Genomic DNA, 23,903 nt, shown 5'->3' on the forward strand with positions numbered 1-23,903 from the left:
CCCCGAACCGTTCCAAGGATTGCGCATGGCCGAACCGGCTCTGTCCATCCGTGGCCTGACCAAGGTCTACGGCAATGGCTTCCAGGCCCTCAAGGGCATCGATCTCGACGTCGCCGAAGGGGACTTCTTCGCGCTGCTGGGCCCCAACGGCGCCGGCAAGTCCACCACCCTGGGGGTGGTGTCGTCGCTGGTGCAGAAGAGCGCCGGTCGGGTGTCGATCTTCGGCATCGATATCGACCAGGATTTCGCCCGCGCCAAGTACCACCTCGGCGTGGTGCCCCAGGAGTTCAACTTCAACCAGTTCGAGAGGGTCATCGACATCGTGCTGGCCCAGGCCGGCTACTACGGCATGTCGCGTCGCGAGGCGCTGCCCCGTGCCGAGGAGCTGCTGCGTGACCTGGGGCTCTGGGACAAGCGCAATGGCAGTGCGCGGATGCTTTCAGGCGGCATGAAGCGCCGGCTGATGATCGCCCGGGCGCTGATGCACCGGCCGAAGTTGCTGATCCTCGATGAGCCCACCGCGGGTGTGGACATCGAGTTGCGTCGCAGCATGTGGGAGTACATGCGGCGCATCAACCGTGAGGAGGGCACCACCATCATCCTCACTACCCACTATCTGGAGGAGGCGGAGAGCCTGTGTCGCAACGTGGCGATCATCAACCATGGCGAGATCATCCGTAACACCAGCGTGCGCGACCTGCTGATGGAGCTGGACACCGAGACCTTCCTGCTCGACCTGGCCCACCCGCTGGAGGAAGTACCGGTGGTGTCGGGCTTCGAGGTCAACCAGTCGGAGCCCGCCCAGCTCAGTGTGGCGGTGCAGCGTGGCCAGCGCCTCAATGATATCTTCGAGGTGCTCTCTGCCCGGGGCATCCAGGTGGTCTCCATGCGCAACCGCGCCAACCGCCTGGAGGAGATGTTCGTCAGCATGGTGGAGCAGGGCAACGAGGCCCTGGACCGGGCCGCCGAAGCCGGCAAGGACAAGGAGGCGCGCGCATGAATCCGCATCAGATCGCCATTGCCCTCTGGACCCTGGTGGTCAAGGAGATCAAGCGCTTCACGCGCATCTGGCCGCAAACCCTGCTGCCGCCGTCGATCACCATGACCATGTACTTCATCATCTTCGGTAACCTGATCGGCTCGCGCATCGGCGAGATGGACGGCTACAGCTATATGGACTTCATCGTCCCCGGACTGATCATGATGGCGGTGATCACCAACAGCTACTCCAACGTCGCCTCGAGCTTCTTCTCCAACAAGTTCCAGCGCAGCGTGGAGGAGATGATGGTGTCGCCGATGCCCAGTTGGGTGGTCTTGACGGGCTTCGTGCTCGGCGGCATGGCGCGAGGCCTCGGCGTGGGGCTGATCGTCACCGGCGTCTCGCTGTTCTTCACCCGGCTCGAGGTGGCCCATCCGCTGCTCACGGTGCTGGTGGTGGTGCTGACCGCGGCACTGTTCGCCATCGGCGGCTTCATCAACGCCCTGCTGGGCAAGAAGTTCGACGATATCTCCATCGTGCCGACCTTTATCCTGACGCCGCTGACCTACCTGGGCGGGGTCTTCTACTCGATCTCGTTGCTGCCGGAGTTCTGGCAGGGGGTGTCGATGCTCAACCCGATCCTCTACATGGTCAACGTCTTCCGTTACGGCTTCCTCGGCGTCTCCGACATTCCGGTCGGCTGGGCCCTGGCCGCCATCCTTGCCTTCATCGCGGTACTCTTCACCATCGCCCTGCGCATGCTGGAGCGTGGCCAGGGGATCCGCTCATGAGCCAGCGGCCGGAGACTCTCGCCGATGCCCCCCTGGGGCGCGAATCCGCCTATCCCGAGCGCTATGACGCCGGGCTGCTCTATCCCATCCCCCGTGCCGCCAACCGCGCCCCGCTGGGGATCGAGGAGGGCGCCTTGCCCTTCGTCGGCGAGGACGAGTGGCACGCCTTCGAGGTCAGCTGGCTCAACGCCCGGGGCAAGCCGGTGGTCGCCGTGGCTCGCTTCCGGGTACCGGCGCAGTCGCCCTGCCTGATCGAATCGAAGTCGTGGAAGCTCTACCTCAACGGCTTCAACCAGAGCCGCTTCGCCAGTCGCGAGGCGGTCATCGAGACCCTGGAGCGCGACCTGGCGCAGGTTGCCGGGGCCGCGGTGTCGGTGGAACTCTTCGCGGTCGACGACGAGGCGCTCGCGCCGCGCCGGCTGCCCGGCGAGTGCCTGGACGACCTGGATATCGCCATCGACGACTACACCCCGAGTGCCGAACACCTGCGTGTCGGCGACGAGGTGGTGGAGGAGACCCTCCACTCCCACCTGCTCAAGTCCAACTGCCCGGTCACCGGCCAGCCCGACTGGGGCAGCGTGCTGATCCGCTACCGCGGGCCGCGCCTCGACCGCGAGGGACTGCTGCGCTACCTGGTGGGCTACCGCCAGCACCAGGACTTCCACGAGCACTGCGTGGAGCATATCTTCATGGACCTGATGGCCCGCGCCCGACCCGAGCGGCTGCTGGTGCTGGCGCGTTACGTGCGCCGCGGCGGGCTGGACATCAGCCCCTGGCGCGCCACCCCGGGTGAGCGTCCCCCGGCGCCGCTGCGGCTCTCTCGCCAGTAAGGACGCGCGGCAGAGAGGCGCTAGGCGGGCAGGGCTATCGCAGTTACGAAGGCCGAGGGGCGCTGGGGGCAAGCCGACGAGGAGGTCCTACGCCAGGGATGGCGTCGGTAGCGCCCAAGGAAGGGTTCACAGCGCCTCCTCACAGGCTTGCCCCCAGATCAGCCCCGAGCGATGTATCTATCTGCGATAGCCCTAACGAGGAGGGCGCCCGGCACGACAGGCGTTCGGGCAGCTGATAGAGTGACGAGAAAGATTCTCGTCTGAAAAACCCAAGGAGAGACTCAATGGACGCGCTGACGCTGCTGCACGAACGCAGCTCCATGGGCAAGTTGATGGGCCCGCCGCCGAGCCCCGATCAGCTCGAGGCCATTTATCGGGCGGCGCTGCGGGCGCCGGATCACAAGGAGTTGCGCCCCTGGCGCTTCATCGAGTTCTCCGGCGAGGGCCTCTCGCGCCTCGGCGAGCTGTTCGCCGAGGCCGAGTTCCACGAGGATCCCCACGCCTCTGACACCACCCTCAACGCGGCTCGCAAGAAGCTGCTGCGTGCGCCGATGATCATCGCGGTGATCGCCAAGGTCACCCCGAACGAGCCCAAGGTGCCGAAGGTCGAGCAGGTAATCTCTGCCGGCTGTGCCGCCCACGGTATCCTGCTCGCCGCCCACGCCCTGGGCCTCGGTGCCATGTGGCGCAGCGGCAAGTACGCCTTCGACCCGGTGGTGCGCAAGGGGCTGGGCCTCGAGGAGGAGGACGAGGTGGTGGCCTTCATCTATCTGGGCCGTCTCGGCGGGCGCCACAAGCCGCTGCCGGAACACGATATCGGTGCCTTCGTCGAGCGCTGGCGCTGAGGTGCGCGAGGTCGGCGTTCCCCACCCGCGCCTCCCGCTGCCGTCCCCCGGCGGCGAGGATGACCCCACGGCCTTCCTGACCTGGCTAGGCGAGGCGATCCCCATGGTGGCGCATCTCGGCATCCGCGAGATGCACCGCGACGGCGACGTCCTCCACTGGTCGCTGGCCCTCACTCCCAGCCTCAACGACAAGGGTACCGGTTTCGGCGGCGCCCTGGCCGCCCAGACCACCCTGCTGGGATGGTGTTGGACCACCCTCTGGCTGCGCCGTCGCGGACTCTCCCGCGACGTCGTCGTGGCCGAGGCGACCCAGCGCTTCCTCGCCCCGGTGACCGGCGACTATCGCCTGGAGTGCCTGCCCGAGGACGCGCGGGGGCCCGAGGTTCTCGCCGCGCGGCTCGCCGAGAAGGGGCGTGGGCGCATCCGTCTGGTTCAGCGCCTGTGGTGCGGCGATACCCTCTGCCTGGAAGCCCGCGGCGACTACGCGGTACTGCCAGCGGCTTGAATGTGGGCCTCCGGTCGTCACGATTCCACCTTCTATACCGAGATGTGGCAGACCATCGCCGCCGATGGCAGCTGGCAGGGCGAGGTGTGGAATCGCCGCAAGAGCGGCGAGGTCTACCCCCAGTGGCTGACCATCAGCGCCATCCACGACGACCACGGTGGGGTCCTGCACTATGTCGCCACCCTCACCGACCTCTCCGCGACCAAGGCGGCGGAGTCCACCATCCAGCGCCTGGCCTTCTACGACCCCTTGACCGGCCTGCCCAATCGCCGCCTGCTGATCGATCGCCTGGGCGAGGTGATCAAGCACACGCGGCGGCGGGGTCACTACGCCGCCCTCTTGCTGGTGGGGCTGGACAACTTCAAGGCCTACAACAGCACCCTGGGCCACGCCCGCGGCGACACCCTGCTGCGTCACCTGGCGGAGGGGCTGCGCGGTCGCCTGCGCGAGAGCGACACCCTGGCGCGCTGGGGTGGCGACCAGTTCGCCCTGCTGGTCCAGGACCTGGGAGAGCGCTCCGCCCATGCCGCCCGCGGCGTCGAGCGCCTGGCCGACAAGCTGCTTCACGAGGTGGCGCGCCTGGCCGGCGGCGAAGACGTGACCCTGCCCCTCTCGGCCAGCATCGGCATCGCGCTGTTCCACGACGACGAGCTGGACGCCGCCGAGGCGATCCAGCAGGCGGAGCTCGCCATGTACGAGGCCAAGCGGGAGGGCGGGGCGGCGCTGCGCTTCTTCGACCGCGCCATGCAGACCCAGGTGATCGAGCGCGCTCACCTGGAGGCGGACCTAGAGCGCGCCCTCGACGCCGACCAGCTGCGCCTCTTCTATCAGCCCCAGGTTGATGCCGCGGGGGTCACCGTGGGACTGGAGGCGCTGCTGCGCTGGGAGCATCCGGTGCGCGGCATGGTCTCGCCGGGGGTGTTCATCCCCCTGGCCGAGGAGGGCGGGCGCATCGTGGCCATCGGCAATTGGGTGCTGGAGCAGGCCTGCCACCAGCTGGCGCATTGGGCTGACCAGCCGGCGCGATGCGAGCTGACCATCTCGGTGAATGTCAGCCCGGTACAGTTCCGCGAGGCGGGCTTCGTCGACGGGGTTCGCGAGATCCGCGCCGCCACCGGCGCCGACCCGCGGCGGCTGGTGCTGGAGGTGACCGAGTCGCTGTTCCTGCAGGACCCGAAGCTGGCCCGCGAGACCATGCTGGCGCTCAGCGCGCTGGGGGTGCGTTTCGCCCTGGACGACTTCGGCACCGGCTACTCGTCGCTGAGCTACCTCAAGCGCCTGCCCCTGGACGAGCTCAAGATCGACCAGAGCTTCGTGCGCGACCTGTTGGCGAGCCCCGCCGACGCCGCCATCGTCGAGACCATCATCGCCCTGGCCGACCGGCTCTCGCTGTCGGTCACCGCCGAGGGGGTGGAGACCGAGGCCCAGGCGGCCTGGCTACGCGATCACGGTTGCCGCCACTTCCAGGGCTACCTCTTCGCGCGGCCGGCGCCGCTGGTGAGCGGGAAGGAGCCCCTGCCGGGGCTTCCGAGCTGACGCCGTCCCGGCCGATGGCGGCGGCGAGTCAGCGGCCGTAGCGCGACAGCATCACTGCGGGTTCCAGCGGCCGGGCGAACAGGAAGCCCTGCACCTCGTCGATACCCAGCGAGCGTAGCCACTCGGCCTGCTCCGGTTCCTCGACCCCTTCGGCCACCACCGCCAGCCCCAGGTGCCGGGAGAACTGCACCATGGCGGCATAGGCTTCCCGGGCCCGGGGATAGCGGTCGGCGCCCAGCAGTAGACTGCGGTCCATCTTGATCGCCGTGAAGGGCAGACGCTGGATCAGCTGGAAGGAGGTGTTGCCGGTGCCGAAGTCGTCCAGCGCCAGGCGCACGCCGTGGGCCCGCAGGTCGTTCATGTGCCGCTCCACCGCCTCCAAGTCACGGAAGTCGGAGTGCTCGGTGACCTCCAGCTCGATCATCGACGCCGGCAGCGCCAGGGCCTGCAGCCGTTCCAGCAGGCGGCGCCGGAAGGCCGCCTCGGCCAGGGTCGCCAGCTTGACGTTGATGGCCAGGCTGCCGAGCCCTGGCAGCCGTGGCCTGGCGGCGGCCAGCCAGGTGAGGCTCTCCTCCATCACCCAGTGGTCCAGCCGCGAGGCCAGCCCGAGGATCTCCGCCACCGGCAGGAACTCGCCGGGAGAGATCTCGCCCAGCACCGGGTGATGCCAGCGCAGCAGCACCTCGGCGCCGCGCAGCTCGCCGTCGGCCGCGGCCACCTTGGGCTGCAGCACCAGCCGCCATTCGCGGCCGGGGTCGTCGATCAGCCCCTCGAGGGCATCGGAGAGCTGGCGGAAGCGGGTGGCACGCTCCCGGTCGAGCGGCTCGACACGGATCAGTGGCTGCCGCCAGCCCTGGCGCTCGAGGCGAAACAGCCCGTCGTCCAGGGCCGCGCGGCACTGGGGGAAGTCCGCCTCGCTGCCGGGCAGGCGCAGCAGGCTGGCGTACCAGGCCAGGCGGCGTATGCCGCCCTCGTCGCTGGCATGCGCCAGGGAGGTGAGCATGCGGTCGACCAGGGGCTCGGCCTGGTCGCGATCGTGGAGCGGCAGGAAGCCGATCACCCCCAGGTCGGCGTTGAGGTAGAGTCGGCCCGCGCGGGGCAGCAGCCTGCGCAGGGTGGCGAGCTGCTCCCGGAACAGCGCCTGGGCGGCGGGCAGGCCGAGGTGCTGGCGGTAGTCACGCAGCCCCGGCGAGACCAGTGCAAACAGCCAGCCGCCGGCGTGGCGACGGCACAGCCCGGGCAGTTCGTTCTCCAGCACCTGGCGAGTCGGCAGGCCGCTGCCCGGGTCGATGGCCAGCCGGCGCTGGGCGCGCCTGGCGCGGCGCCGCGACAGCCCCATCAGCAGCAGCGCCGCGAGCAGCACGGCGGTGACCGCGCCACCCCCGCGGATCAGCAGCGAGATCCGGCTGTCGGCGTTGGCGATGGTGCCCTCCACCGCCAGCCACTCGATGCTGTCGCGGTAGGCCTCGGGGGCCTGGCGATGGAAGCTGGCGTGCAGTGCGTAGCGCCCCGCCCCGACCTCCTGGATGGCCGGCAGGGCCTCGAAGGCGGGGCTGATCAGCGACTCCACCGCCAGCCGTCCCAGGCGCCGGGTGTCGAGCAGGGCGCCTCCGGCGCACCCCAGCGACACCTGGTAGGGGAGGTGGCAGAACACCCGCACGCCGCGCTCGGCGAGCCGCTCCAGCCACTCCCGTGAGCCGGGATAGAGGTCCTGGGCACCGGTGGTGTGGCCCTCCACGAGGTAGACGCGGGTATCCGCCGGCAGGCGCTCGAGGGCGGCCAGCACGCTCTCCGGGCGCCACTCCCACAGCACCCGGGCGGCCCTGATCTCCGGCTCCTCGGCGATGCTGTCGAGGAAGTGCCGGGTCAGGTAGCGCCCGCTGCCCTGTTCGTCACCCAGCACCAGCAGCGACAGCGGCTCGCCGAAGAGCGCCCGGAGGAACGCCAGCGACTGGCGCTCTACCCTGCGGGTGACGATCACGCGCACGCCGCGCTCGATGGCCCGGGCGAGCAGCTCGGGGTCGTTGATGCCGATCGCCACCACCCGGGTGGGGTGGTCCAGGGCCGCGGGGTGGCGCAGGTAGAAGCGCAGGGCGGCATCATCGATCAGCAGCACCCGCTCGGCGGGGGCCACGGCGCGGCGCTCGGCGAGGCGGCGGCGCTCGATGTCGAAGGCGGTCTCGAGGCCAAGCCGGCGGGCGTCCAGATAGTCGACGTCCAGGCCCTCGTCCCAGCCGAGCTGTATCGCCGCCTCTTCGATTCGGTCGACCAGCTCGTCCGACCAGGGGCTGCCCCGGTGGTAGGAGGCGAGCACCTGGATGGCATCGCCCGTTGCTTCGGCATCGGGTTGCGCCTGGGCTGTCGGCCCCAGGCTTCCGGCCAGCAGCAACCAGGGAGCGCCCCAGCGGGTCAGTCGGCGCAGGCCCCTGTGCATCAGGCCACCACCAGTCGGTCGCGGCCGTTCTCCTTGGCGCGGTAGAGCGCCTCGTCGGCGCGCTGCAGCGCGCTTTCCAGCGTCTCGCCGGGCTGGGCCAGGCAGGCGCCCACGCTGACGGTGACACCGCCACCTGGGTAACGGGCCTGCTCGGCGACTTCCTGGCGCAGGCGGGCGGCGATAGTCATCAGGTCGTCGGCCTCACAGGGGGTCAGCAGCACCAGGAATTCATCACCGCCCCAACGCGCCGCGTGGTCGTAGCCGCGCAGGCCGGCCTCCAGCACCCGGGCGACCTCGCACAGTGCCTGGTCGCCGGCGGCATGGCCCGCATCGTCGTTGATCTCCTTGAAGCGGTCCAGGTCGAGCCAGATCAGGCCGAAGGCGAGGTTGTCGCGAGCCGCCCGCGCGGTCTGCTCCCCCAATAGCAGGGTCATGCCCCGGCGATTGAGTAAGCCGGTCAGCACGTCGACTCGGGCCAGGCGCTCCAGCTCCTCGGTGCGCTCGCGTACCTTGGCTTCCAGCGCCTCGGTGTGGCGGGTGACCTCGTCGGCCATGTCGCCGAAATGGCGGATCAGCTGGCCCATCTCGCCGCTACCGCGGGGCAGAGAAACCTCGCGGCGCCCCTCGCGCAGCGCCCCCATGGCCTGCCTGAGCGAGGCCATGGGGCTGAGCAGCTGGCGGTGTAGCGCCCAGTAGAACAGCAGCAGTGCCACCAGCAGAAAGGCGATCAGCAGGCCCAGCGCCGGCACGAAGCTGGCCACCGGCATTACCTCGTCGAGGTCGAGCAGCGTGACCTCGAACCAGCCGATGCTGGCCAGGTAGGCGATGCCGGCGAGGTGGCGTTTGCCGTCCACGGTGACGAAATCGGTGATCACACTGGGTTGCTCCAGCGGGGCATCGCGCAGGCGACGCATGCGCTCCATCACCCGCTCGCCGTCGCTGGGGAGGTCGAACAGCAGGTCGAGGGTGCGCTTCTGCCCCTCGGGCTTGACGAAGCTGGCGAAGTCGATGAAGCGTGGATCGCGGTAGAGCTGGATGGCGCCGTTGACGTCGGCAAACAGGGTGGTGATGCCGCGCTGATCGATGTCGATGATCTGCTCGAGGATGTTGCCGAGCTCGATGCCGGTGCCTACCACGCCGAGGATCTCGCCCTCTTCGTCGCGCATCAGCACGTCGATCCACAGCTGGGTGATACCGAGCTCGACGTCCGGGTTGACGTTGAGGTGGAAGTCTCGCCCCTCTTCGATCAGCTGATAGAACCAGGCGTCGGCGGGGCGGTTCTCGCGCAGGTGGTAGCGCAGCGGGTCATCGCCGAAGTCGTCCTCGGCGTTGTTATGGTAGTAGGCGCCGCTCTCGCGAAGGGCGACGAAGTAGTTGCGGTCGATGAAGTTGCGCCGGAAGCTCTCCATCTCGCTGATCGCCTGGGCGCGCAGCAGGGGCTCCTCGGGGTTTGCCGCCCAGCGCTTGAGCACCTGGGAGTTGGCGAGCTGGTGGGCGAGGGCGACCTCGCGCTCCAGCGGCTGCAGCAGGCGGGCGCTGTCGTATTGCACCTGTACCTCGGCCACCCGTCGTCCCCACTGCTCGACGATCCGCTCCGCCATGTACTGGAAGCTGAACCAGGCCAGCAGCGAGGCACCCAGCATCAGGGCCGCCGCCACCAGCAGGAAGCGCAGTTTCAGGCTCAAGAGAGGCTCCTTCGTTTCTCATCTGCAACGGCGTGGAGGGGATTCGGTATATCTTCAGGATACCTGCTATGCCGGTGACGGTATTCAGCGCAGGACGTGACGCTGGCAACGCGGAGGAAGATAGGCTTTGAGTAACTCCTCAGTGCTCCTCGAGGATGGCCCGCAGCCCTTCGAGGGAGAGGATGGTCAGCTCTCGCGTGGCAATCTGGATCACCCCCTGGCGCTGGAAACGCCCCAGCACACGACTGACCGTCTCCAGAGCCAGGCCGAGGTGGCTGCCGATGTCACCGCGGGACATGGCCAGGCGGAACCGGTAGCGGCTGCAGCCGCGCTGCTGGAAGCGTTCGGAGAGCCCCAGCAGGAAGCCGGCCAGGCGCTGCTCGGCGGTGCGTCCGGACATCAGGCAGAGCTGGCGCTTCTCGCCGCGCAACTCGCGGCTCATGCGATGAAGAAGCGACTCACTGAGGGAGGGGTTGTTGCAATACAGCTCGCGCAGGCGCGCATAGGGCAGCTCACAGACGAAGGTGGTTTCCATCGCCACCACCGAGGCGGGACAGTGAGATTCGCCGATCCCTTCCAGGCCCACCGTTTCACCTGGCAAGTAGAATCCCACCACGTGTTCCAGCTCATGGCCCAGGGGCCTGACCACCTGCTTTAGGCTACCGCTGCGCACCAGATAGAGGCTGGTGAAGGCGTTGCCCTGGGTGATCAGCGATTCACCACGCTTGAGCGGGCTGGGCTGGTCAAGCATCGAGTCGAGCCGCTCCAGTGCATCCGCGGAGAGGTCCTGAGTCAGGCAGACCCCATGCAGGCTGCAGACGTCACACTGGGCGCCCGGCAAACGGGTGACGGGGTCCTGTTCGGTGGCGGTCATCTTTCATCCTTGGATGTTGCCGATCAAACCTTGACCCGGGTCAGCCTAGCCCACCATGGCGAAATTTAATAGACGGATAGGCGTGTCCAGGCAGGTGGCCTGCAAGGTAAAGCGGGTATGGGGTGGAGGGCAGCAACGCTAACGCGCCTTGCGGGCCCGCTTGCGTGTATACATCTCGGCATCCGACAGCTGCAGCAGCGTCATGGCATCGGTATCACTTGGCGTCGAGGTGATCACGCCGACGCTGGCCCCGGGATACTGGATGCGCTTGCCGCAGACTCGGAACTCGCCGGCGGTCAGTGCCTCCAGCGCCGCCTTGACGGCTTCACGCTCGGCCGATGGATCCTCGCCTGCCTGGCGCACGATCACGAACTCGTCGCCGCCGAAGCGTGCCACCAGGTCGTCGGCCTGACACCCGCCGACCAGGCGGTGGGCCATCTCGATCAGGAAGCGGTCCCCCGCGTCGTGGCCATGTTGGTCGTTGATCGCCTTGAAACCGTCCAGGTCGATGAAGGCCACATGCAAGCGGCCGCCGGCGCCCCCCGCCTGCTCGAGGCGCCGCGTGAGCTCCTGGAGCAGCGCGCGGCGGTTGGCGATGCCTGTCAGCGGGTCGGTGTTGGCGTGCTGGGCCAGGGTGCGGTTCTCGCTGACCAGCTGGCGCAGCAGGCGTTCGCTGTCCACGTAGCGGGCGATCAACTCGGCGAAGGTGTCCAGCGTCTCCATTGCCTCCGCCGACACCTCGATGGCCTGGTCGCTGGCCGCGCAAAGGGTGCCCAGCAGCGTCTCATCGCCCAGGCGGATCGGTTGGCTGAGGTAGGTCTGGAGGCCGAGCTCGCGCGCCGCCTCGGAATCCCCCCAGCAGCTCGCCACGTCGGCGGTGTAGCGCTGCCCCTCGAGGATCGCCCGGCGGCAGAGGGTGTCCTCCCAAGGCACCGACAGCCCCTCGGGCAGCTGCAGACTGCCGCTGTTGCGGGCATACAACACCCGCTGCACGCCGGCCTGTTCGTCGATCAGCGTGAAGTAGGTGGAATGTAGCCCGGTGACCTCCTCCAGCAGGCGGAGCAGCGGGCGTATCACCGCCTCCAGGCGCGCGCCGAGTACCGGCGTCTGCAGCAGCGACTGCGGGTCGACTCGGTCGTTCATTTTGCCTCCTCGGAATCCGTGGGTGTCGCGGGGCCGAGCCACTCTTCGGCGAACGCTTGCGCGGCGAGCGGACGGCCGAACCAGTAGCCCTGGGCCTCGTCGCAGCCCATCTCGGCGAGCGCCTCGGCCTGTGCGGCGGTTTCGACCCCTTCCGCTACGGTCTTCATGCCCAGCGCCTGGGCCATGGCGATGATGGTGTTGATGATGGTGCGGTCGTGTCGACTCTCCAGCATGTGCCTGACGAAGGACATGTCGATCTTGAGGGCCTGAGCGGCGAAGCGGCGCAGGTAGGCAAGCGAGGAGTAGCCGGTGCCGAAGTCATCGATGGCCAGGGAGAAGCCCGCCCGGCGTAGTGCCCGGGTGATGGTCACCGCCTGCTCGGGGTCGCGCATGAAGTCGCTCTCGGTGAGCTCCAGGGCGATGGCACTGGCGGAAAGTCCGGCGGTCAGGCGCTGGATATGCTCGGCCAGGTGGGGGTCGGCGAACTGCTGCGCCGAGATGTTGAGCGAGAGCCGACCGGGCAGCGTCAGCTTCTGTTCGCCCCAGCCCAGCAGCTGGCGGGTGGCCTGCTCCAGTACCCGGTCTCCCAGCGCGCGGATCAGGCCACGCTCCTCGGCCAGTGGGATGAACTCGCCGGGACTGACCCAGCCCCAGGTCGCGTCCTGCCAGCGGCACAGCGCCTCGGCGCCGGTCAACCTGCCCGTACGCAGGTCGATCTGGGGCTGGTAGTGCAGTGCCAGGCGGTCCTCGCGGATCGCCTCGCCGAGGCGCTCGGTCATCTGCTGACGACGCTCCAGGGCGCGGTGCATGGAGACGCTGAAGGGGCAGACGCCGTCATCCTCGCGCTTGGCATGATAGAGCGCGATGCTGGCCGCCTTGAACAGCTCCCCCGGCGTTCGCGCATCGCGTGGGTAGCCTGCCAGGCCGATGGAAACCCGCAGCGAGAAGGCGTGGTGCTCGAGATGGATGGGGCGGGCGATGACCTCGCGCATGCGGGCGACGCACTGCTCGATGCGCTCCGGGGTAGCCTCGGGAACCAGCAGGGCGAACTCATCGCCGGAGAGCCGTGACAGCGTCTCGTTCGGTGCCACCGAGCGCTGCAGCCTGCCGGCCAGGGTGGCCAGCAGCCGGTCACCCAACTGGTGCCCATGCAGGTCGTTGATCTCCTTGAAGCGCCGAATGTCGAGCAGCAGCAGGCCCAGTGGCTTCAGGTCGCGCTCGGCGGTGTCGCGCATCGTCGCCAGGTCTTCCATGAAGCGCACACGGTTGGCAAGCCCCGTGGTGCCATCGAAGTAGGCGAGCTGGCGCATACGACGATGGTCATGGCGGCGCTCCACCTCCGCCGCAGCGCCGCTGGAGAGGATGCGCAGCACCGAGGAGGCGAAGCCGTTGGTCTCCGGCGGCTTACGGTAGAGCACCACGATGATGCCCTCCGGCTCGCCGCAGGTGCTGTCGAGTCGCCGCCCGATCCAGGCCGCGTGGTCCTCGGCAAGGCCTGCCCAGCGCAGCGGCGGATCCGCCTGCCCGGCACACTCCGGCGTCGTCATCAGCGTCGCGAAGGGCGAGGTCGAAAGGTCGAAGGCGTGAGCCTCCAGGCGCCCGTCACCCCCGACCGCGCTGACGGTGGTGAGGTGGCGCGGTGCGGTTGCCCTCTTCTGCCGCGGGGAGGCGTCTTGGGAGAAGGTGGCGATGAACCCGGCATCGGCCTCGAGAATCTCTACCAGGTGGCGCACCAACTGGTGGAAGTAGCCGTCGCCGATGCGCGTGGTGATCGCCGCGGCCACCCGCGCCACGGCATCCTGCACCCGCTGCGCCTCGTGCTGCTCGGTGATGTCGCTGATGAAGCCCTCCAGGACCTTCACCTCATCCTCGGTGTCGTAGAGCGCCTGACCCTGCTCCAGCATCCAGCGCCACTGGCCGGAGGCGGTACGCAGCCGGTAGACCACCCGAAAGGGGCTGCACGTGGCGACGCCTTCCTCGACGGCGGCCTGCACCCGGGCACGGTCCAGCGGATGGATCAGCGCCGCATAGCTGACCTCGCGGCTATGCAGCAGCGCCTCGCGGGCGTAGCCGGTCAACGTTTCGGCCCCCTGGCTGACCACTAGCATCGTCCAGTCGGCATCATTCAGGCAGCGGTAGGCCATGCCGGGCAGGTGGTTGAGCAGCGTCTCGAGCCGACGCTCGCTCTCGCGGGCCACCGCCTCGCTCCTCTGCAGCGCCAGGTTGGCCTGGCTGCGCTCGATCTGGGCGCTCGCCTGGGCCGCGGCGATATGCAGGACCTCCGACTCGAGGCCGGCCAGGCGCATGGGGCTGCTGCTGAGTACCGCCAGCAGGCCCAGCGCTCGGCCGTCCTGGGCGTTGAGAGGCAGGCCAAGGTAGCCCTCCGCCCCCAGCTGCGACAGCAGCTCGTCTTCGGGAAAGCGGTGTTGCACCCCTTCCGGATAGAGGCAGACCGCCTGATCCACCACCGTCTCGCAGGGTGTGCCGGCCAGGTCGTAGCTGAGGTTGGGTGCCGGCTCGCCGCGTGACCATACCGCCAGGGTATACGCGCGATGATCCTCGCCGACCCGGGCCACCAGCACATGGTCCACGTCGAGGATCTCCGCCAGCTTCTTCACCAGGATGGAGAAGAAGTTCTCGCCGGTGGCCTGGCTCATCCCATCGGCCAGCAGTCGGAAGGCGGCTTCGGCGGTCACGCGGGCTTGCATCGCTTCATCCTTGTTCCAATGACTCTCCGGGCACACGCTACCATACCATTTTGGCACAGGACCGATTGCCAAGGTTGCTTCGCCCTGGCGGCATCCGATGCTGGATGGGGCCGAGTGAGTGCGTTGCCGACACCATCCATTGGTCGCAGTACCACCAGCCATTTGGGAAAGAACAGGCCTGGTTACGCTGCCTTATGCCCTACACCCGGCACGTCCATGCCTGACGATGATCTTGTAATTCATTGATTTTATATGCTTGTGATCTGACTGTTTGCTCAATTTTCCGGACGAGCGAAGTATGCCTGCCAACCCCCTGGGTATTGGCCGCGCCGCTCAGATAGCGAGCACACTTGATGGTTTCGTCATGCGGACTCAGGTGCAGATCATGTCGCAAACTACCGGGACAGCCGAACAGGCACCCTACACGGAAGCTACGGCCTTCAAGCCCGTACCCTTGGCCCTCGGCCTCATCATCGGCCTAGCAGTCTGTCGGGTTATGGGTGTCGCTCACAGTAACGACACCCACTTCTCTCCATTTTCGTGTTGGCGCCGGCCATGTCAGCAACCTGGCGTCGTTCGGCAATCCTGGAGTAGCCTGAGCGCTTGTGACACCGCCCTATCAGGCTAAGGGACGGCCCTCAGCCTGCTGCCAAGCGATGCATCCGCTTGATATTCCATGCCAGGGTGGCCAGTCGCCACTCACCGCTGACCTTATCCAGACCGCGTAGCGAGAACTGCCGGAATCCCATCACGTGTTTGATGATCCCGAAGACCGGCTCCACCGTGTGCTTGCGCAGCGCATAGAGCGCTCGGCCCGCCTGCGTCTTCAAGCGGTACGCCATGTGCTCGACAGGGTCCTCGCTCTCCGGTGCGGGCGGGTCCGCGGCGAAACGTTCGAAGACCGGAAGGTGATGGACATCACGCCTCATCGCCAATAGCGGTTCGATACCATGGTCATGGCAGGCCTGGATATTGGCGGTACTGAAGTAGCCGGTATCACCCAGCAGGTGGTCAGGCTTGCCCAGCGTCTCCGGGTAACCCTGCCAGGCCGTCAGTAACGGCATGACTTGCTGCTTGTCGTTGGTCGCCTGAGTGACGTGGACATGGGTCACCAGCAGACTCTCGGTATCGACGGCGGCCTGGGCGTTGTAGCACTGATCAAACCCCTTGCCGGTGACCGGCATGATGCGAGACTGCGGGTCGGTGAAGTTGATCTGGTCCTTGTCACGCGGGCCGCCAGTCGGCGGTTCGGGATCACGCCCACGGGGCTTCTTGCCGGCCTTGCGCTGTGCGTCTCGTCGCGCCACCTTTTCCTGGTAGGCGGCTTGCTCGGTGGCGTCCCGCTCCTCGGCACGCGCCTCGATCTTGGCCTTCGCCTCGGCGATGGCCGCCAGGCGTGCTTCACGGCGGGCAATCTCGGCGGGGATATCCATGCCATCGGCCGCATCCTCCTTGTCCGCCGACTCGGCCCGCTGCGTCAGCGCTTTCACCTCAGCCCTGAACTGCGCCTCCAGCTTCTTGGCGTGGCCATACGATAGCGCCTTGTGCTTGCTGGCGTTGGCCTTGAGCTTGGTGCCGTCCAGGGCGATGGTGCCGAGCTTGAGCAGCTTCATCTCGCGGGCCAGCAACAGCACCTGCACGAACAACTGTTCCAGTTCCGGCAGAAAGCGGCGGCGAAAGGTGGCCAGCGTGTCATGGTCGGGATGGGTATTGGCGGCCAGGTAACGGAACGCCACCGAGTCATAGGTGGCGCGCTCGATCTTGCGGCTGGAGACCACCCCGGTGGCGTAGCCGTAGACCAGCAGGCTCAGCAGTACCGCCGGGTGATGCGCCTTGTGCCCGCGGCCGGCGTAGCGCCGCGTTAATGCCGAGAGGTCCAGCTGCTCGACAACATCCACCACGAACCGTGCCAGGTGGCCATCGGGCAGCCACTCATCCACCGAAGGCGGCAGGAGATAGTCGGTCTGGCGGTCAACGGGGATGAAGCGACTCATGGCGACGTTCCAGTAGTGGCGGCATGCTGAGAGTATCTCACGGCATTATCGAAAACCCGACAGACTGCTAGGGGTCTTCTTCCTGCTGCCGGAGTCGCTGGCATTCAATGCCCGTATCGTGGCGGGCATCGCCATGCTGATGGCCACCTGGTGGATGACCGAGGCGATTCCGATCCCCGCCACCTCGCTGCTGCCACTGGTGCTGTTTCCCTTCTTCGACATCGCCTCGGTGGGGGCCACGGCCGCGCCCTACGCACACAGCATCGTCTTCCTGGTGCTGGGCGGGGTGCTGCTCGGCCTGGCCACGCAGCGCTGGAACTTGCATCGACGCTTCGCCCTGCTGACCGTACTCACCGTGGGCACCAAGCCGGCGCAGATCGTCTTCGGCCTGATGGCAGCCAGCTGGTTCATCACCATGTGGGTCAGTAACACCGCCACCGCGGTGATCATGGTACCTATCGGCGGCTCCATCATCGCCCTGGTGAAGTCGCTGGGTAATGGTGATGACACGCCCAAGTTCTCGGCCGCCGTGCTGCTGGGTATCGCCTACGCCATCACCATCGGTTCCATGGCGACGCTTATCGGTCAACCGCCCATGGCGCTGATGCGCGCCTATATGGAGGATACCCATGGCCTGACCATCGGCTTTGGCCACTGGATGCTGATGGGCGTGCCGTTCTCCGCCACCATGTTGGTTCTGGCGTGGTTCGTGCTGAACAAGATCGTGTTCCGCGCCGAGGTCGAGGACATCAAGGGCGGTCGGCAGATGATCGAGTCCGAGCTCAAGGCCATGGGCCGACTGACGCCGGAAGAGGGGCGGGTGCTGATGGTCTTCGCCGGGGCGGTCTTCTGCTGGGTGTTCCTGCCGCTGATCGCGAGGATTCCTGCGGTGCAGGGTGCGCTGCCGTGGCTGTCCAACATCAACGACACCAGCGTGGCGATCCTGGCCGCGATCCTGATGTTCGTGATTCCCGCCTCCAGGGGGCAGGGTGCGTTGCTGGAATGGACGGCCACGCGTGACGTTCCCTGGGGCGTACTGATCCTGTTCGGCGGCGGCCTGACCCTCTCTGCGCAGTTCACGGCCACCGGGCTGAGTGTCTGGATCGGCGAGAGCGTCTCGGGCTTGTCGGGACTCCCGCCGATCATGATCCTGGCCGTCACCGCCATCGTGATCATCCTGCTCACGTAGCTGACCAGCAACACGGCCACGGCGGCGGCCTTCTTCCCGATCATGGGGGCCATTGCCGTCGGGCTGGGTATTGAGCCCTTCCTGATGACCATCGTGGTGACCTTCGCGGTGAGCTGTGCCTTCATGTTGCCGGTGGCGACGCCTTCCAACGCCGTGGCCTTCGCCACCGGCGACCTGCCGATCAAGCACATGATCCGCGCCGGCATCTGGCTCAACATTATCGGCCTGCTGGTGATCATGGTGGCTCTCTACACCATCGTGCCACTGGTCTTCGACGTCTCGTTCTGATCCAGCCATGGTCTTCCCGCCCCAATTTTGATGAGATAGCCGCCTGTCACCATGGCCGCCTGCGGCGGCCGTGCTCATCGCCAAGGGAACCGCAGCACATGATCCTCACCCTCAACCAGCTGGAGCGGCACCTGTTCAAGGCCGCCGACATCCTGCGTGGGCGCATGGACGCCTCGGAGTTCAAGGAATACATCTTCGGCATGCTCTTCCTGAAGCGCTGCTCGGACGTGTTCGAGCAGCGTCAGGAGGAGGTGCGTGAGCAGCTCGCCCAGGCCGGCAGGAGCGAGATCGATATCGCCCAGGTCATCGAGATGACGAGCTGGTACAAGGCCACCTTCTACGTGCCCGAGCAGGCGCGCTGGTCCTATCTGCTCAAGGAGGCGCACCAGGGTGTCGGCAATGCGCTGAACAAGGCGCTGGCGGGCCTGGAGGAGCATAACCCCAGCCTCGCCGGGGTGCTGGAGCATATCGACTTCACCCGCAAGGTGGGCTCCACCACCCTGCCGGACAAGAAGCTCCGGGACCTGATTACCCACTTCAGCGAGTACCGCCTGCGTAACGAGGACTTCGAGTTCCCCGATCTGCTCGGCGCCGCCTACGAGTATCTGATCCGCGACTTCGCCGACTCCGCCGGCAAGAAGGGTGGCGAGTTCTACACCCCGCGCCCGGTGGTCCGCATGATGGTGCGGCTGATGGACCCCGAGGAGGGCCATAGCGTCTACGACCCCTGCATGGGCTCTGGCGGTATGCTGATCCACGCCAAGGAGTACCTGGAGGAGCAGGGCTGCGACCCACGCCGGCTCAACCTGTTCGGCCAGGAGGCGTCGGGCTCGGTATGGGCCATCGCCAAGATGAACATGCTGCTGCACGGGGTGAGCAGTGCGGATCTGCGCAACGACGACACTCTCACCGACCCACAGCACGTCGAGGGCGGCGAGCTTACGCGCTTCGATCGCATCCTCACCAACCCGCCTTTCTCCATCGGCTATACGCCGAGCCAGAACTTCCCCGAGCGTTTCCATTACGGCAGCGTGCCCGAGGGCGCCAAGAAGGCCGACCTGATGTTCCTGCAGCATATGGTCGCCTGCCTCAAGTCCGATGGCCGCCTGGCCACCGTCATGCCCCACGGCGTGCTGTTCCGCGGCGGCGACGAGAAGCGCATCCGCGCCGGCATGCTCGAGGACGACCTGGTGGAAGCGGTGATCGGCCTGGCGCCCAATCTCTTCTACGGCACCGGCATCCCGGCCAGCATCCTGATCCTGCGTGCCAAGGGCGCCAAGCCCGAGGCGCGTCAGGGCAAGGTGCTGTTCATCAATGCCGATCGCGAATACTATGAGGGCCGCGCCCAGAACCACCTGCTGCCCGAGCATATCGAGAAGATCGCCAGCACCTTCGATGCCTTCGATGACGTGCCCGGCTTCGCCCGGGTGGTACCCATCGAGGAGCTGCGCAACAACGACTACAACCTCAACATCCGCCGCTACGCCGATAACACCCCACCGCCGGAGCCCCAGGATGTGCGCGCCCACCTCAAGGGTGGCGTGCCGGTGGCCGAGATCGAGGCCAAGCGCCCGCTGTTCGACGCCCAGGGCCTCGACCCCATGGCGCTCTTTACCCCCAGGGCGAACGATCCCGACTATGCAGACTTCGCCGAGTGCCTGAGCGAGAAGCGCGACCTCAAGCCCGCCATCGAACAGGACACCGGCCTGACGAGCAAGGAGGCCAGCGTGATGGCCGCCTTCGAGACCTGGTGGGCGGAACACGGGGCGAGCATCACGGGGCTCTCCGGCAACGGAGGCCGCCTCACCCAGCTGCGCGACGAGCTGCTCAGCAGCTTCTCTGAGGCGCTTGAGCCCACCGCCATGCTCGACCGTTTCGCGGTGCGCGGGATCATCGCCGGCTTCTGGTTCGACAACAAGAACGAGTTTCGTACCCTGCAGGCCCGCGGCTGTCCGGGTGTGGTGGACGCCTGGCGCACCAGTATCAACAGCCTTTTGGAAGACGAGCAGAGCAAGGCCAATCCGCTGGACCACCGTCTGGTCCACTTCCTGCTGGCGGACTACGTGGCCGAGCTGGAAGCACTCGACGCCCAGCGCGCCGAGCTGGACGCCCGCATCAAGGCCGCCGAGGCCAAGCCCGACAATGACGACGACGCCGAGAGCGATGACGGCGAGGACGACGCGCCCACCGAAGACGAGATCAAGGCCTGGAAGAAGGAGCGCACTCAGGTGCGTAAACAGCACCGCGCCAAACAGGCCAGCTTCGAGCAGCACCTCAACGCCGCCGTGGACGCCCTGGACGAACCCGCCGCCGCCGAGCTGGTGAGTACCATTCTGCACAACGACCTCAAGGGCATCCTCGAGCGCTATATCCGCCAGCAGCGCCAGCAGGTGATCGCCGCCTTCGAGACCTGGTGGGACAAGTACCGGGTGACGCTGGCCGATATCGAGGCCGAGCGAGATGCCGCCGCCAAGGAGCTGCAGCAGTATTTGGAGGGGCTGGAGTATGCTTGAACCTATAGCCGAATTGGCTGAAATCAATCCACCTCTCAGAGCGCCAACTCCAGATAGCCCTGACGCACCCATCTCGTTCATCCCGATGGGTGACGTGAGTGAAAGTGGTCAGTGGATGGCTCGCCAGACAAGACCATTACGAGAGGTGAAGTCTGGCTTCACCCCTTTCCAGGAAGGCGATGTTCTTTTCGCGAAGATCACCCCCTGCATGGAGAATGGAAAGGGCGCCCATGCTTTTGGCCTTGAGAGCGGTGTCGGCTACGGCAGCACGGAGTTCCATGTCCTGCGAGCCAAAGCTGGAAACTCCCCACGCTATATCTTCCACCTCTCCCAAAGCTCGAGCCTCAGGCTGAAAGCAGAAGCCTCTATGATCGGGTCAGCCGGTCAGAAGCGAGTGCCCTCGGACTTCTTTCGGAAGCACCGAGTCTTTGCTCCCGACTCGGCTGAGCAACGCCTCATCGCTGGCATCCTCGACACCCTCGATACCCAGATCCAGAAGACCGAGGCGCTGATCGCCAAGTTGGAGAAAGTCAAGGAGGGCCTGCTCCAAGACCTGCTGACCCGCGGTATCGACAAGAACGGTCGACTGCGCCCCAGCCCCGGGCAGGCGCCGGAGCTCTATAAGGAGTCGCCGCTGGGGTTGATTCCGAGGGAGTGGGAAGTGAAAAGATTGGAAGGCCTGCTTGACGGTATTGATGCTGGATGGAGCCCCAGCTGTTCAGACGTTGCGCCTAAAGAAGGCGAATGGGGTGTATTGAAAGTGAGTGCCATTTCTACAGGGTCTTACCTACCCCATAAGTCAAAGACTCTTCCGGAGAGGCTCTCTCCCATAGAAGAAATTGAAGTTAAATCGGGCGACGTGATTTGCGTCAGAGCAAATGGCGTTGCCGACTTGGTAGGAAAAGTGGCATATGTATCCTCCACCCCAAGGAGGCTGATGCTTTCAGATAAAACACTTCGACTAAGACCGGGAAAAAACCTTGATTCACGCTTTCTATTTCTTCTTATGGGTAGTGCAAGTTCGAGGAGGCAAATCGCTTCATTGATAAGCGGGAGTAGCGGGCAAAAAAACCTTTCCCAGAGCCAGATAAACTCAATGAGAGTAAAGGCTCCCAGTATTGACGAACAGAGAAGGATTTCCGGCGCATTATCTTCAATAACCAGTCGGATCGAGCACGAAAAATCTGCATGCAATAATGCAGCAACCCTTAAGTCAGGCCTAATGGACGACCTCCTTACCGGCCGCGTCCGCGTCACCCCGCTTCTTGAAAGGACCCAGGCCACCACCCCGGCATAGACCGGGGCTCTTACAACATCACAACACCAGGATCACATCGCAAAGGGAACCGCCATGACCACCTTCGACAGCACTCTTTCAACGCCCAGGCGCTCGCTGCCGCTGACTATAGAAGGTCAGACTCAAGGACACCACCACCGGCAAGACCCCGGTGCTCAGGTGGCGCGTGGCAGCCCATCGACCGGGCAACTAAGCTAAGAGCAATGAGTCAAATGAGTGAACGCAGGGAAGCCCCATGATCAACGTACCGATTCCTGACTGGACAGCGGAAAGCGTACTGCCGCCGGTGGATGCCAATAATCCGACTTCCCCGGCTCGCTCCCCCTACGAGGTGTCGCTGGTCGACCTCGTCCAGCGCTTCGGCACTTCACAGGAACGCATCAGGATACTCGATGGGTTTCTGCGCTACCGCCAGGGCCTGCATGATGCCGGGCTGACCCAGGGGTTCCAGTGGCTGGATGGAAGCTATATGGAACACGTTGAAGCGCTTGAAAAACGGCCTCCGAATGACATCGATGTTGTCAGTTTTATTGATTTTCCTGGCGTAAAAAACCAGCAAGAAGTGCTGAACAGCTTTAATGAAATTATTGGGATCCTTCCCGATGCACGCTTGGCGATAAAGAAATACTACCATGTTGATGCGTATTTCGTGGCCATGAACGTCATTCCTCCTGAAAGGTTGGTCGAGCGCTCATCCTATTGGTACAGCATGTGGTCACATCGCCGAGATGACTCATGGAAAGGGTTTCTTCAAATTTCATTATTTCCGAATCAAGCTGCCAGAGAGCATCTTGACAGGCTTAAAGACCAGGAGGGCTTTCAATGAGCCAGAAAGAGCTGTTTGCCCTCAAGGCGGAGGTCAATAGCCTCCAAAAAATGCTGGAAAAAATTCCTTTCGAGGATGTCCTCGACCGGGCCAGCGTAGAAACTCGCTTGAAAGTTGTTCAAGAACAACTTGAGGAAGTGGTGCCTCAAGAGCGAGAACTTGCTCGAGCCGTGCTGACATTCAGCGGGCGCCCGGTAGCAGGGTCGGAGGGCGTTATTGCCGACTTTGCTACCAAGGCGCTATCCGCTTTTTCCGACGCAATCACTGCTGTCGGCGCCTCTTTGCATGCCACCTTGGCCCCCACAGGACCCGTTCCAAATCGTCAGCAGTACCAGATGATGATCACCGGCACGGCACGCGGCTCCTTTGGTTTCCAGCTTCAGGAGTCGTCGGCGCAGCTGGAGTTAGACGATGACAGTACGGTTTCCCAAGCCCTGGAGGCGACTCGAAACCTACTGGACGGCAGTATCGGCATCGACGATGAGGAGCTAGCAGAAGCCGCCGCTGATATGGATCAGCGGGCTCTGGACAAGATTCGGAGCTTTGTCAGTGTCCTGAATGACCATGAGGCTGTCTGTTCACTCAAACACGCCGACAAATCATTCCGCTTCAGAGATTCGAGTCAGGTCAAACGCAGCCTCGAACGCCTGAGCACGGAGTATCTATCCGAGAGCGAACAGGTGCTCTCGGTAGTGTTTGGAGGCGCAATGCCTCATAAGGGCAGCTGCGAATTCCAGATTGAAGATGACAAGGAGTGGCTAACGGCCAAGATAGGGCCAGGCGTTGAAGCCCCCGACTCCATTAATGACCATCGCGGCCAGGTGGTCGAGGCGAAGATGCTGGTGACCCAGGCCGGGCGCGGCAGACCCCGCTACAAGCTGCTGGAACTGCCCGCATGGCCGCTGGGTAAAGCAACAGAGTGAGTGGGTTCTCTATGAGTGCGGCATGATGACACTCAGTAGCCCATGTCCAGGTCCTGAGCCTGGTCGGCCAGCGCCTGCAGAGCGGCCTCGGAGGCTTCCTCCTGCTGGCGCTTGTAGGCCAGCAAGTCCTGCAGGCGAATCCGGCGGTGCGTGCCCACTCGGGTGAAAGGAATCGCGCCCTCCTCAAGCAGTTTGACCAGGTGGGGCCGCGAGACATTGAGCATGTTGGCGGCTTCCTGGGTCGTCACCTCGGCATGGGTGGGAAGGATGGTCACGGCATTGCCCTGGGCCATTTCGATGAGCAGGTCACGCAGCAGCACCAGCGCCTGGCGGGGCAGCACCAGGTCCGCCCCATCCAGCTTGATATGCGCACGGTCGCTCTCGGGCCGCTCGCGGAGCAGCTGACTAAGCTCAGTGGCGCTGGCCCTAGCCAGGCGAGTGAGCTCGGCATCGTGGGGCACGGACTCCTGGACGATAGTGTTCATAGTATGACCTCTTGATAGCCGCGGCTTTTGCTGGCTGCCTCTTGTGCTTCATCATTAT

Annotated in this window: 17 protein-coding genes and 1 pseudogene; 11 read left to right on the plus strand and 7 right to left on the minus strand. The window is 65.5% G+C overall.

Features of this window, described 5'->3' with window-relative positions; genetic code table 11:
* Window positions 1-25 precede the first annotated feature (25 nt).
* The 6 genes from NFH66_RS05975 (at window position 26) to NFH66_RS06000 (ending at window position 5,486) form a co-directional block, all read left to right on the plus strand.
* Window positions 26-1,000: an ABC transporter ATP-binding protein gene (locus NFH66_RS05975; protein WP_349609107.1), complete on the plus strand. Its 975-nt coding sequence runs from the start codon at window positions 26-28 to the stop codon at window positions 998-1,000.
* Window positions 997-1,770: an ABC transporter permease gene (locus tag NFH66_RS05980; RefSeq protein WP_349609109.1), complete on the plus strand. Its 774-nt coding sequence runs from the start codon at window positions 997-999 to the stop codon at window positions 1,768-1,770. Before NFH66_RS05975 ends, NFH66_RS05980 begins: the two co-directional genes overlap by 4 nt.
* The gene (gene queF, locus NFH66_RS05985; protein ID WP_349609111.1) at window positions 1,767-2,600 is read left to right on the plus strand and encodes an NADPH-dependent 7-cyano-7-deazaguanine reductase QueF; all 834 of its coding nucleotides are present in this window, start codon (window positions 1,767-1,769) and stop codon (window positions 2,598-2,600) included. The genes NFH66_RS05980 and queF overlap by 4 nt, the downstream gene beginning before the upstream one ends.
* 284 nt (window positions 2,601-2,884) lie before the next feature.
* Window positions 2,885-3,445, plus strand: coding sequence for a nitroreductase family protein (locus NFH66_RS05990; RefSeq protein WP_349609113.1), 561 nt, complete (start codon window positions 2,885-2,887; stop codon window positions 3,443-3,445).
* 1 nt (window position 3,446) lies between these two features.
* The gene (locus tag NFH66_RS05995) at window positions 3,447-3,950 is read left to right on the plus strand and encodes a YiiD C-terminal domain-containing protein (RefSeq protein ID WP_349609115.1); all 504 of its coding nucleotides are present in this window, start codon (window positions 3,447-3,449) and stop codon (window positions 3,948-3,950) included.
* The gene (locus NFH66_RS06000; RefSeq protein ID WP_349609117.1) at window positions 3,951-5,486 is read left to right on the plus strand and encodes a putative bifunctional diguanylate cyclase/phosphodiesterase; all 1,536 of its coding nucleotides are present in this window, start codon (window positions 3,951-3,953) and stop codon (window positions 5,484-5,486) included.
* A 28-nt stretch (window positions 5,487-5,514) separates the two neighbouring features.
* On the opposite strand, the gene NFH66_RS06005 is transcribed toward NFH66_RS06000, so the two are convergent.
* The 6 genes from NFH66_RS06005 to NFH66_RS06030 form a co-directional block, all read right to left on the minus strand.
* On the minus strand, window positions 5,515-7,920 hold the full coding sequence (locus tag NFH66_RS06005; protein WP_349609119.1) for an EAL domain-containing protein: 2,406 nt from the start codon (window positions 7,918-7,920) through the stop codon (window positions 5,515-5,517).
* Window positions 7,920-9,605, minus strand: a complete 1,686-nt coding sequence (locus NFH66_RS06010) for a sensor domain-containing diguanylate cyclase (RefSeq protein ID WP_349609121.1) — start codon at window positions 9,603-9,605, stop codon at window positions 7,920-7,922. The genes NFH66_RS06005 and NFH66_RS06010 overlap by 1 nt, the downstream gene beginning before the upstream one ends.
* A 139-nt stretch (window positions 9,606-9,744) precedes the next feature.
* A complete protein-coding gene (locus NFH66_RS06015) occupies window positions 9,745-10,479 on the minus strand; it encodes a helix-turn-helix domain-containing protein (RefSeq protein ID WP_349609123.1) in 735 nt (244 codons plus the stop codon).
* 138 nt (window positions 10,480-10,617) lie between these two features.
* The gene (locus NFH66_RS06020; RefSeq protein WP_349609125.1) at window positions 10,618-11,622 is read right to left on the minus strand and encodes a GGDEF domain-containing protein; all 1,005 of its coding nucleotides are present in this window, start codon (window positions 11,620-11,622) and stop codon (window positions 10,618-10,620) included.
* Window positions 11,619-14,330, minus strand: a complete 2,712-nt coding sequence (locus tag NFH66_RS06025) for a bifunctional diguanylate cyclase/phosphodiesterase (RefSeq protein WP_349609127.1) — start codon at window positions 14,328-14,330, stop codon at window positions 11,619-11,621. Before NFH66_RS06025 ends, NFH66_RS06020 begins: the two co-directional genes overlap by 4 nt.
* 638 nt (window positions 14,331-14,968) lie before the next feature.
* Entirely contained in the window at window positions 14,969-16,324 is a 1,356-nt protein-coding gene (locus NFH66_RS06030) for an IS1182 family transposase (RefSeq protein ID WP_349609129.1), read from the minus strand.
* Window positions 16,325-16,421: 97 nt separating this feature from the next.
* On the opposite strand from NFH66_RS06030, the pseudogene NFH66_RS06035 reads away from it, so the two are divergent.
* The 5 genes and pseudogenes from NFH66_RS06035 to NFH66_RS06055 all read left to right on the plus strand — a co-directional run bounded on the left by NFH66_RS06035 (window position 16,422) and on the right by NFH66_RS06055 (window position 23,360).
* A pseudogene (locus NFH66_RS06035) lies at window positions 16,422-17,801 on the plus strand (SLC13 family permease).
* Window positions 17,802-17,899: 98 nt separating this feature from the next.
* A complete protein-coding gene (locus NFH66_RS06040) occupies window positions 17,900-20,314 on the plus strand; it encodes a type I restriction-modification system subunit M (protein WP_349609131.1) in 2,415 nt (804 codons plus the stop codon).
* Between the two features lie 115 nt (window positions 20,315-20,429).
* Window positions 20,430-21,611 (plus strand): restriction endonuclease subunit S, encoded by a 1,182-nt coding sequence (locus NFH66_RS06045; RefSeq protein WP_349609133.1) that lies wholly within the window; start codon window positions 20,430-20,432, stop codon window positions 21,609-21,611.
* A 235-nt stretch (window positions 21,612-21,846) separates the two neighbouring features.
* On the plus strand, window positions 21,847-22,437 hold the full coding sequence (locus NFH66_RS06050) for a DUF6932 family protein (RefSeq protein ID WP_349609135.1): 591 nt from the start codon (window positions 21,847-21,849) through the stop codon (window positions 22,435-22,437).
* Window positions 22,434-23,360, plus strand: coding sequence for a hypothetical protein (locus tag NFH66_RS06055; RefSeq protein WP_349609137.1), 927 nt, complete (start codon window positions 22,434-22,436; stop codon window positions 23,358-23,360). The genes NFH66_RS06050 and NFH66_RS06055 overlap by 4 nt, the downstream gene beginning before the upstream one ends.
* Before the next feature lie 32 nt (window positions 23,361-23,392).
* Here the strand turns inward: NFH66_RS06055 and NFH66_RS06060 are convergent, their stop codons facing one another.
* Window positions 23,393-23,845 (minus strand): helix-turn-helix domain-containing protein, encoded by a 453-nt coding sequence (locus tag NFH66_RS06060; protein ID WP_349609139.1) that lies wholly within the window; start codon window positions 23,843-23,845, stop codon window positions 23,393-23,395.
* Window positions 23,846-23,903 lie beyond the last annotated feature (58 nt).

The sequence above is a fragment of the Halomonas sp. H10-9-1 genome, assembly GCF_040147005.1.
Lineage (GTDB): Bacteria > Pseudomonadota > Gammaproteobacteria > Pseudomonadales > Halomonadaceae > Halomonas.

Coding starts and splice junctions, on each gene's coding strand:
- NFH66_RS05975 (WP_349609107.1), top strand. CDS start 26: ATGGCCGAACCGGCTCTGTCCATCCGTGGCCTGACCAAGGTCTACGGC.
- NFH66_RS05980 (WP_349609109.1), top strand. CDS start 997: ATGAATCCGCATCAGATCGCCATTGCCCTCTGGACCCTGGTGGTCAAG.
- queF (WP_349609111.1), top strand. CDS start 1,767: ATGAGCCAGCGGCCGGAGACTCTCGCCGATGCCCCCCTGGGGCGCGAA.
- NFH66_RS05990 (WP_349609113.1), top strand. CDS start 2,885: ATGGACGCGCTGACGCTGCTGCACGAACGCAGCTCCATGGGCAAGTTG.
- NFH66_RS06000 (WP_349609117.1), top strand. CDS start 3,951: ATGTGGGCCTCCGGTCGTCACGATTCCACCTTCTATACCGAGATGTGG.
- NFH66_RS06005 (WP_349609119.1), bottom strand. CDS start 7,920: ATGCACAGGGGCCTGCGCCGACTGACCCGCTGGGGCGCTCCCTGGTTG.
- NFH66_RS06015 (WP_349609123.1), bottom strand. CDS start 10,479: ATGACCGCCACCGAACAGGACCCCGTCACCCGTTTGCCGGGCGCCCAG.
- NFH66_RS06020 (WP_349609125.1), bottom strand. CDS start 11,622: ATGAACGACCGAGTCGACCCGCAGTCGCTGCTGCAGACGCCGGTACTC.
- NFH66_RS06025 (WP_349609127.1), bottom strand. CDS start 14,330: ATGCAAGCCCGCGTGACCGCCGAAGCCGCCTTCCGACTGCTGGCCGAT.
- NFH66_RS06030 (WP_349609129.1), bottom strand. CDS start 16,324: ATGAGTCGCTTCATCCCCGTTGACCGCCAGACCGACTATCTCCTGCCG.
- NFH66_RS06040 (WP_349609131.1), top strand. CDS start 17,900: ATGATCCTCACCCTCAACCAGCTGGAGCGGCACCTGTTCAAGGCCGCC.
- NFH66_RS06045 (WP_349609133.1), top strand. CDS start 20,430: ATGGCTCGCCAGACAAGACCATTACGAGAGGTGAAGTCTGGCTTCACC.
- NFH66_RS06050 (WP_349609135.1), top strand. CDS start 21,847: ATGATCAACGTACCGATTCCTGACTGGACAGCGGAAAGCGTACTGCCG.
- NFH66_RS06055 (WP_349609137.1), top strand. CDS start 22,434: ATGAGCCAGAAAGAGCTGTTTGCCCTCAAGGCGGAGGTCAATAGCCTC.
- NFH66_RS06060 (WP_349609139.1), bottom strand. CDS start 23,845: ATGAACACTATCGTCCAGGAGTCCGTGCCCCACGATGCCGAGCTCACT.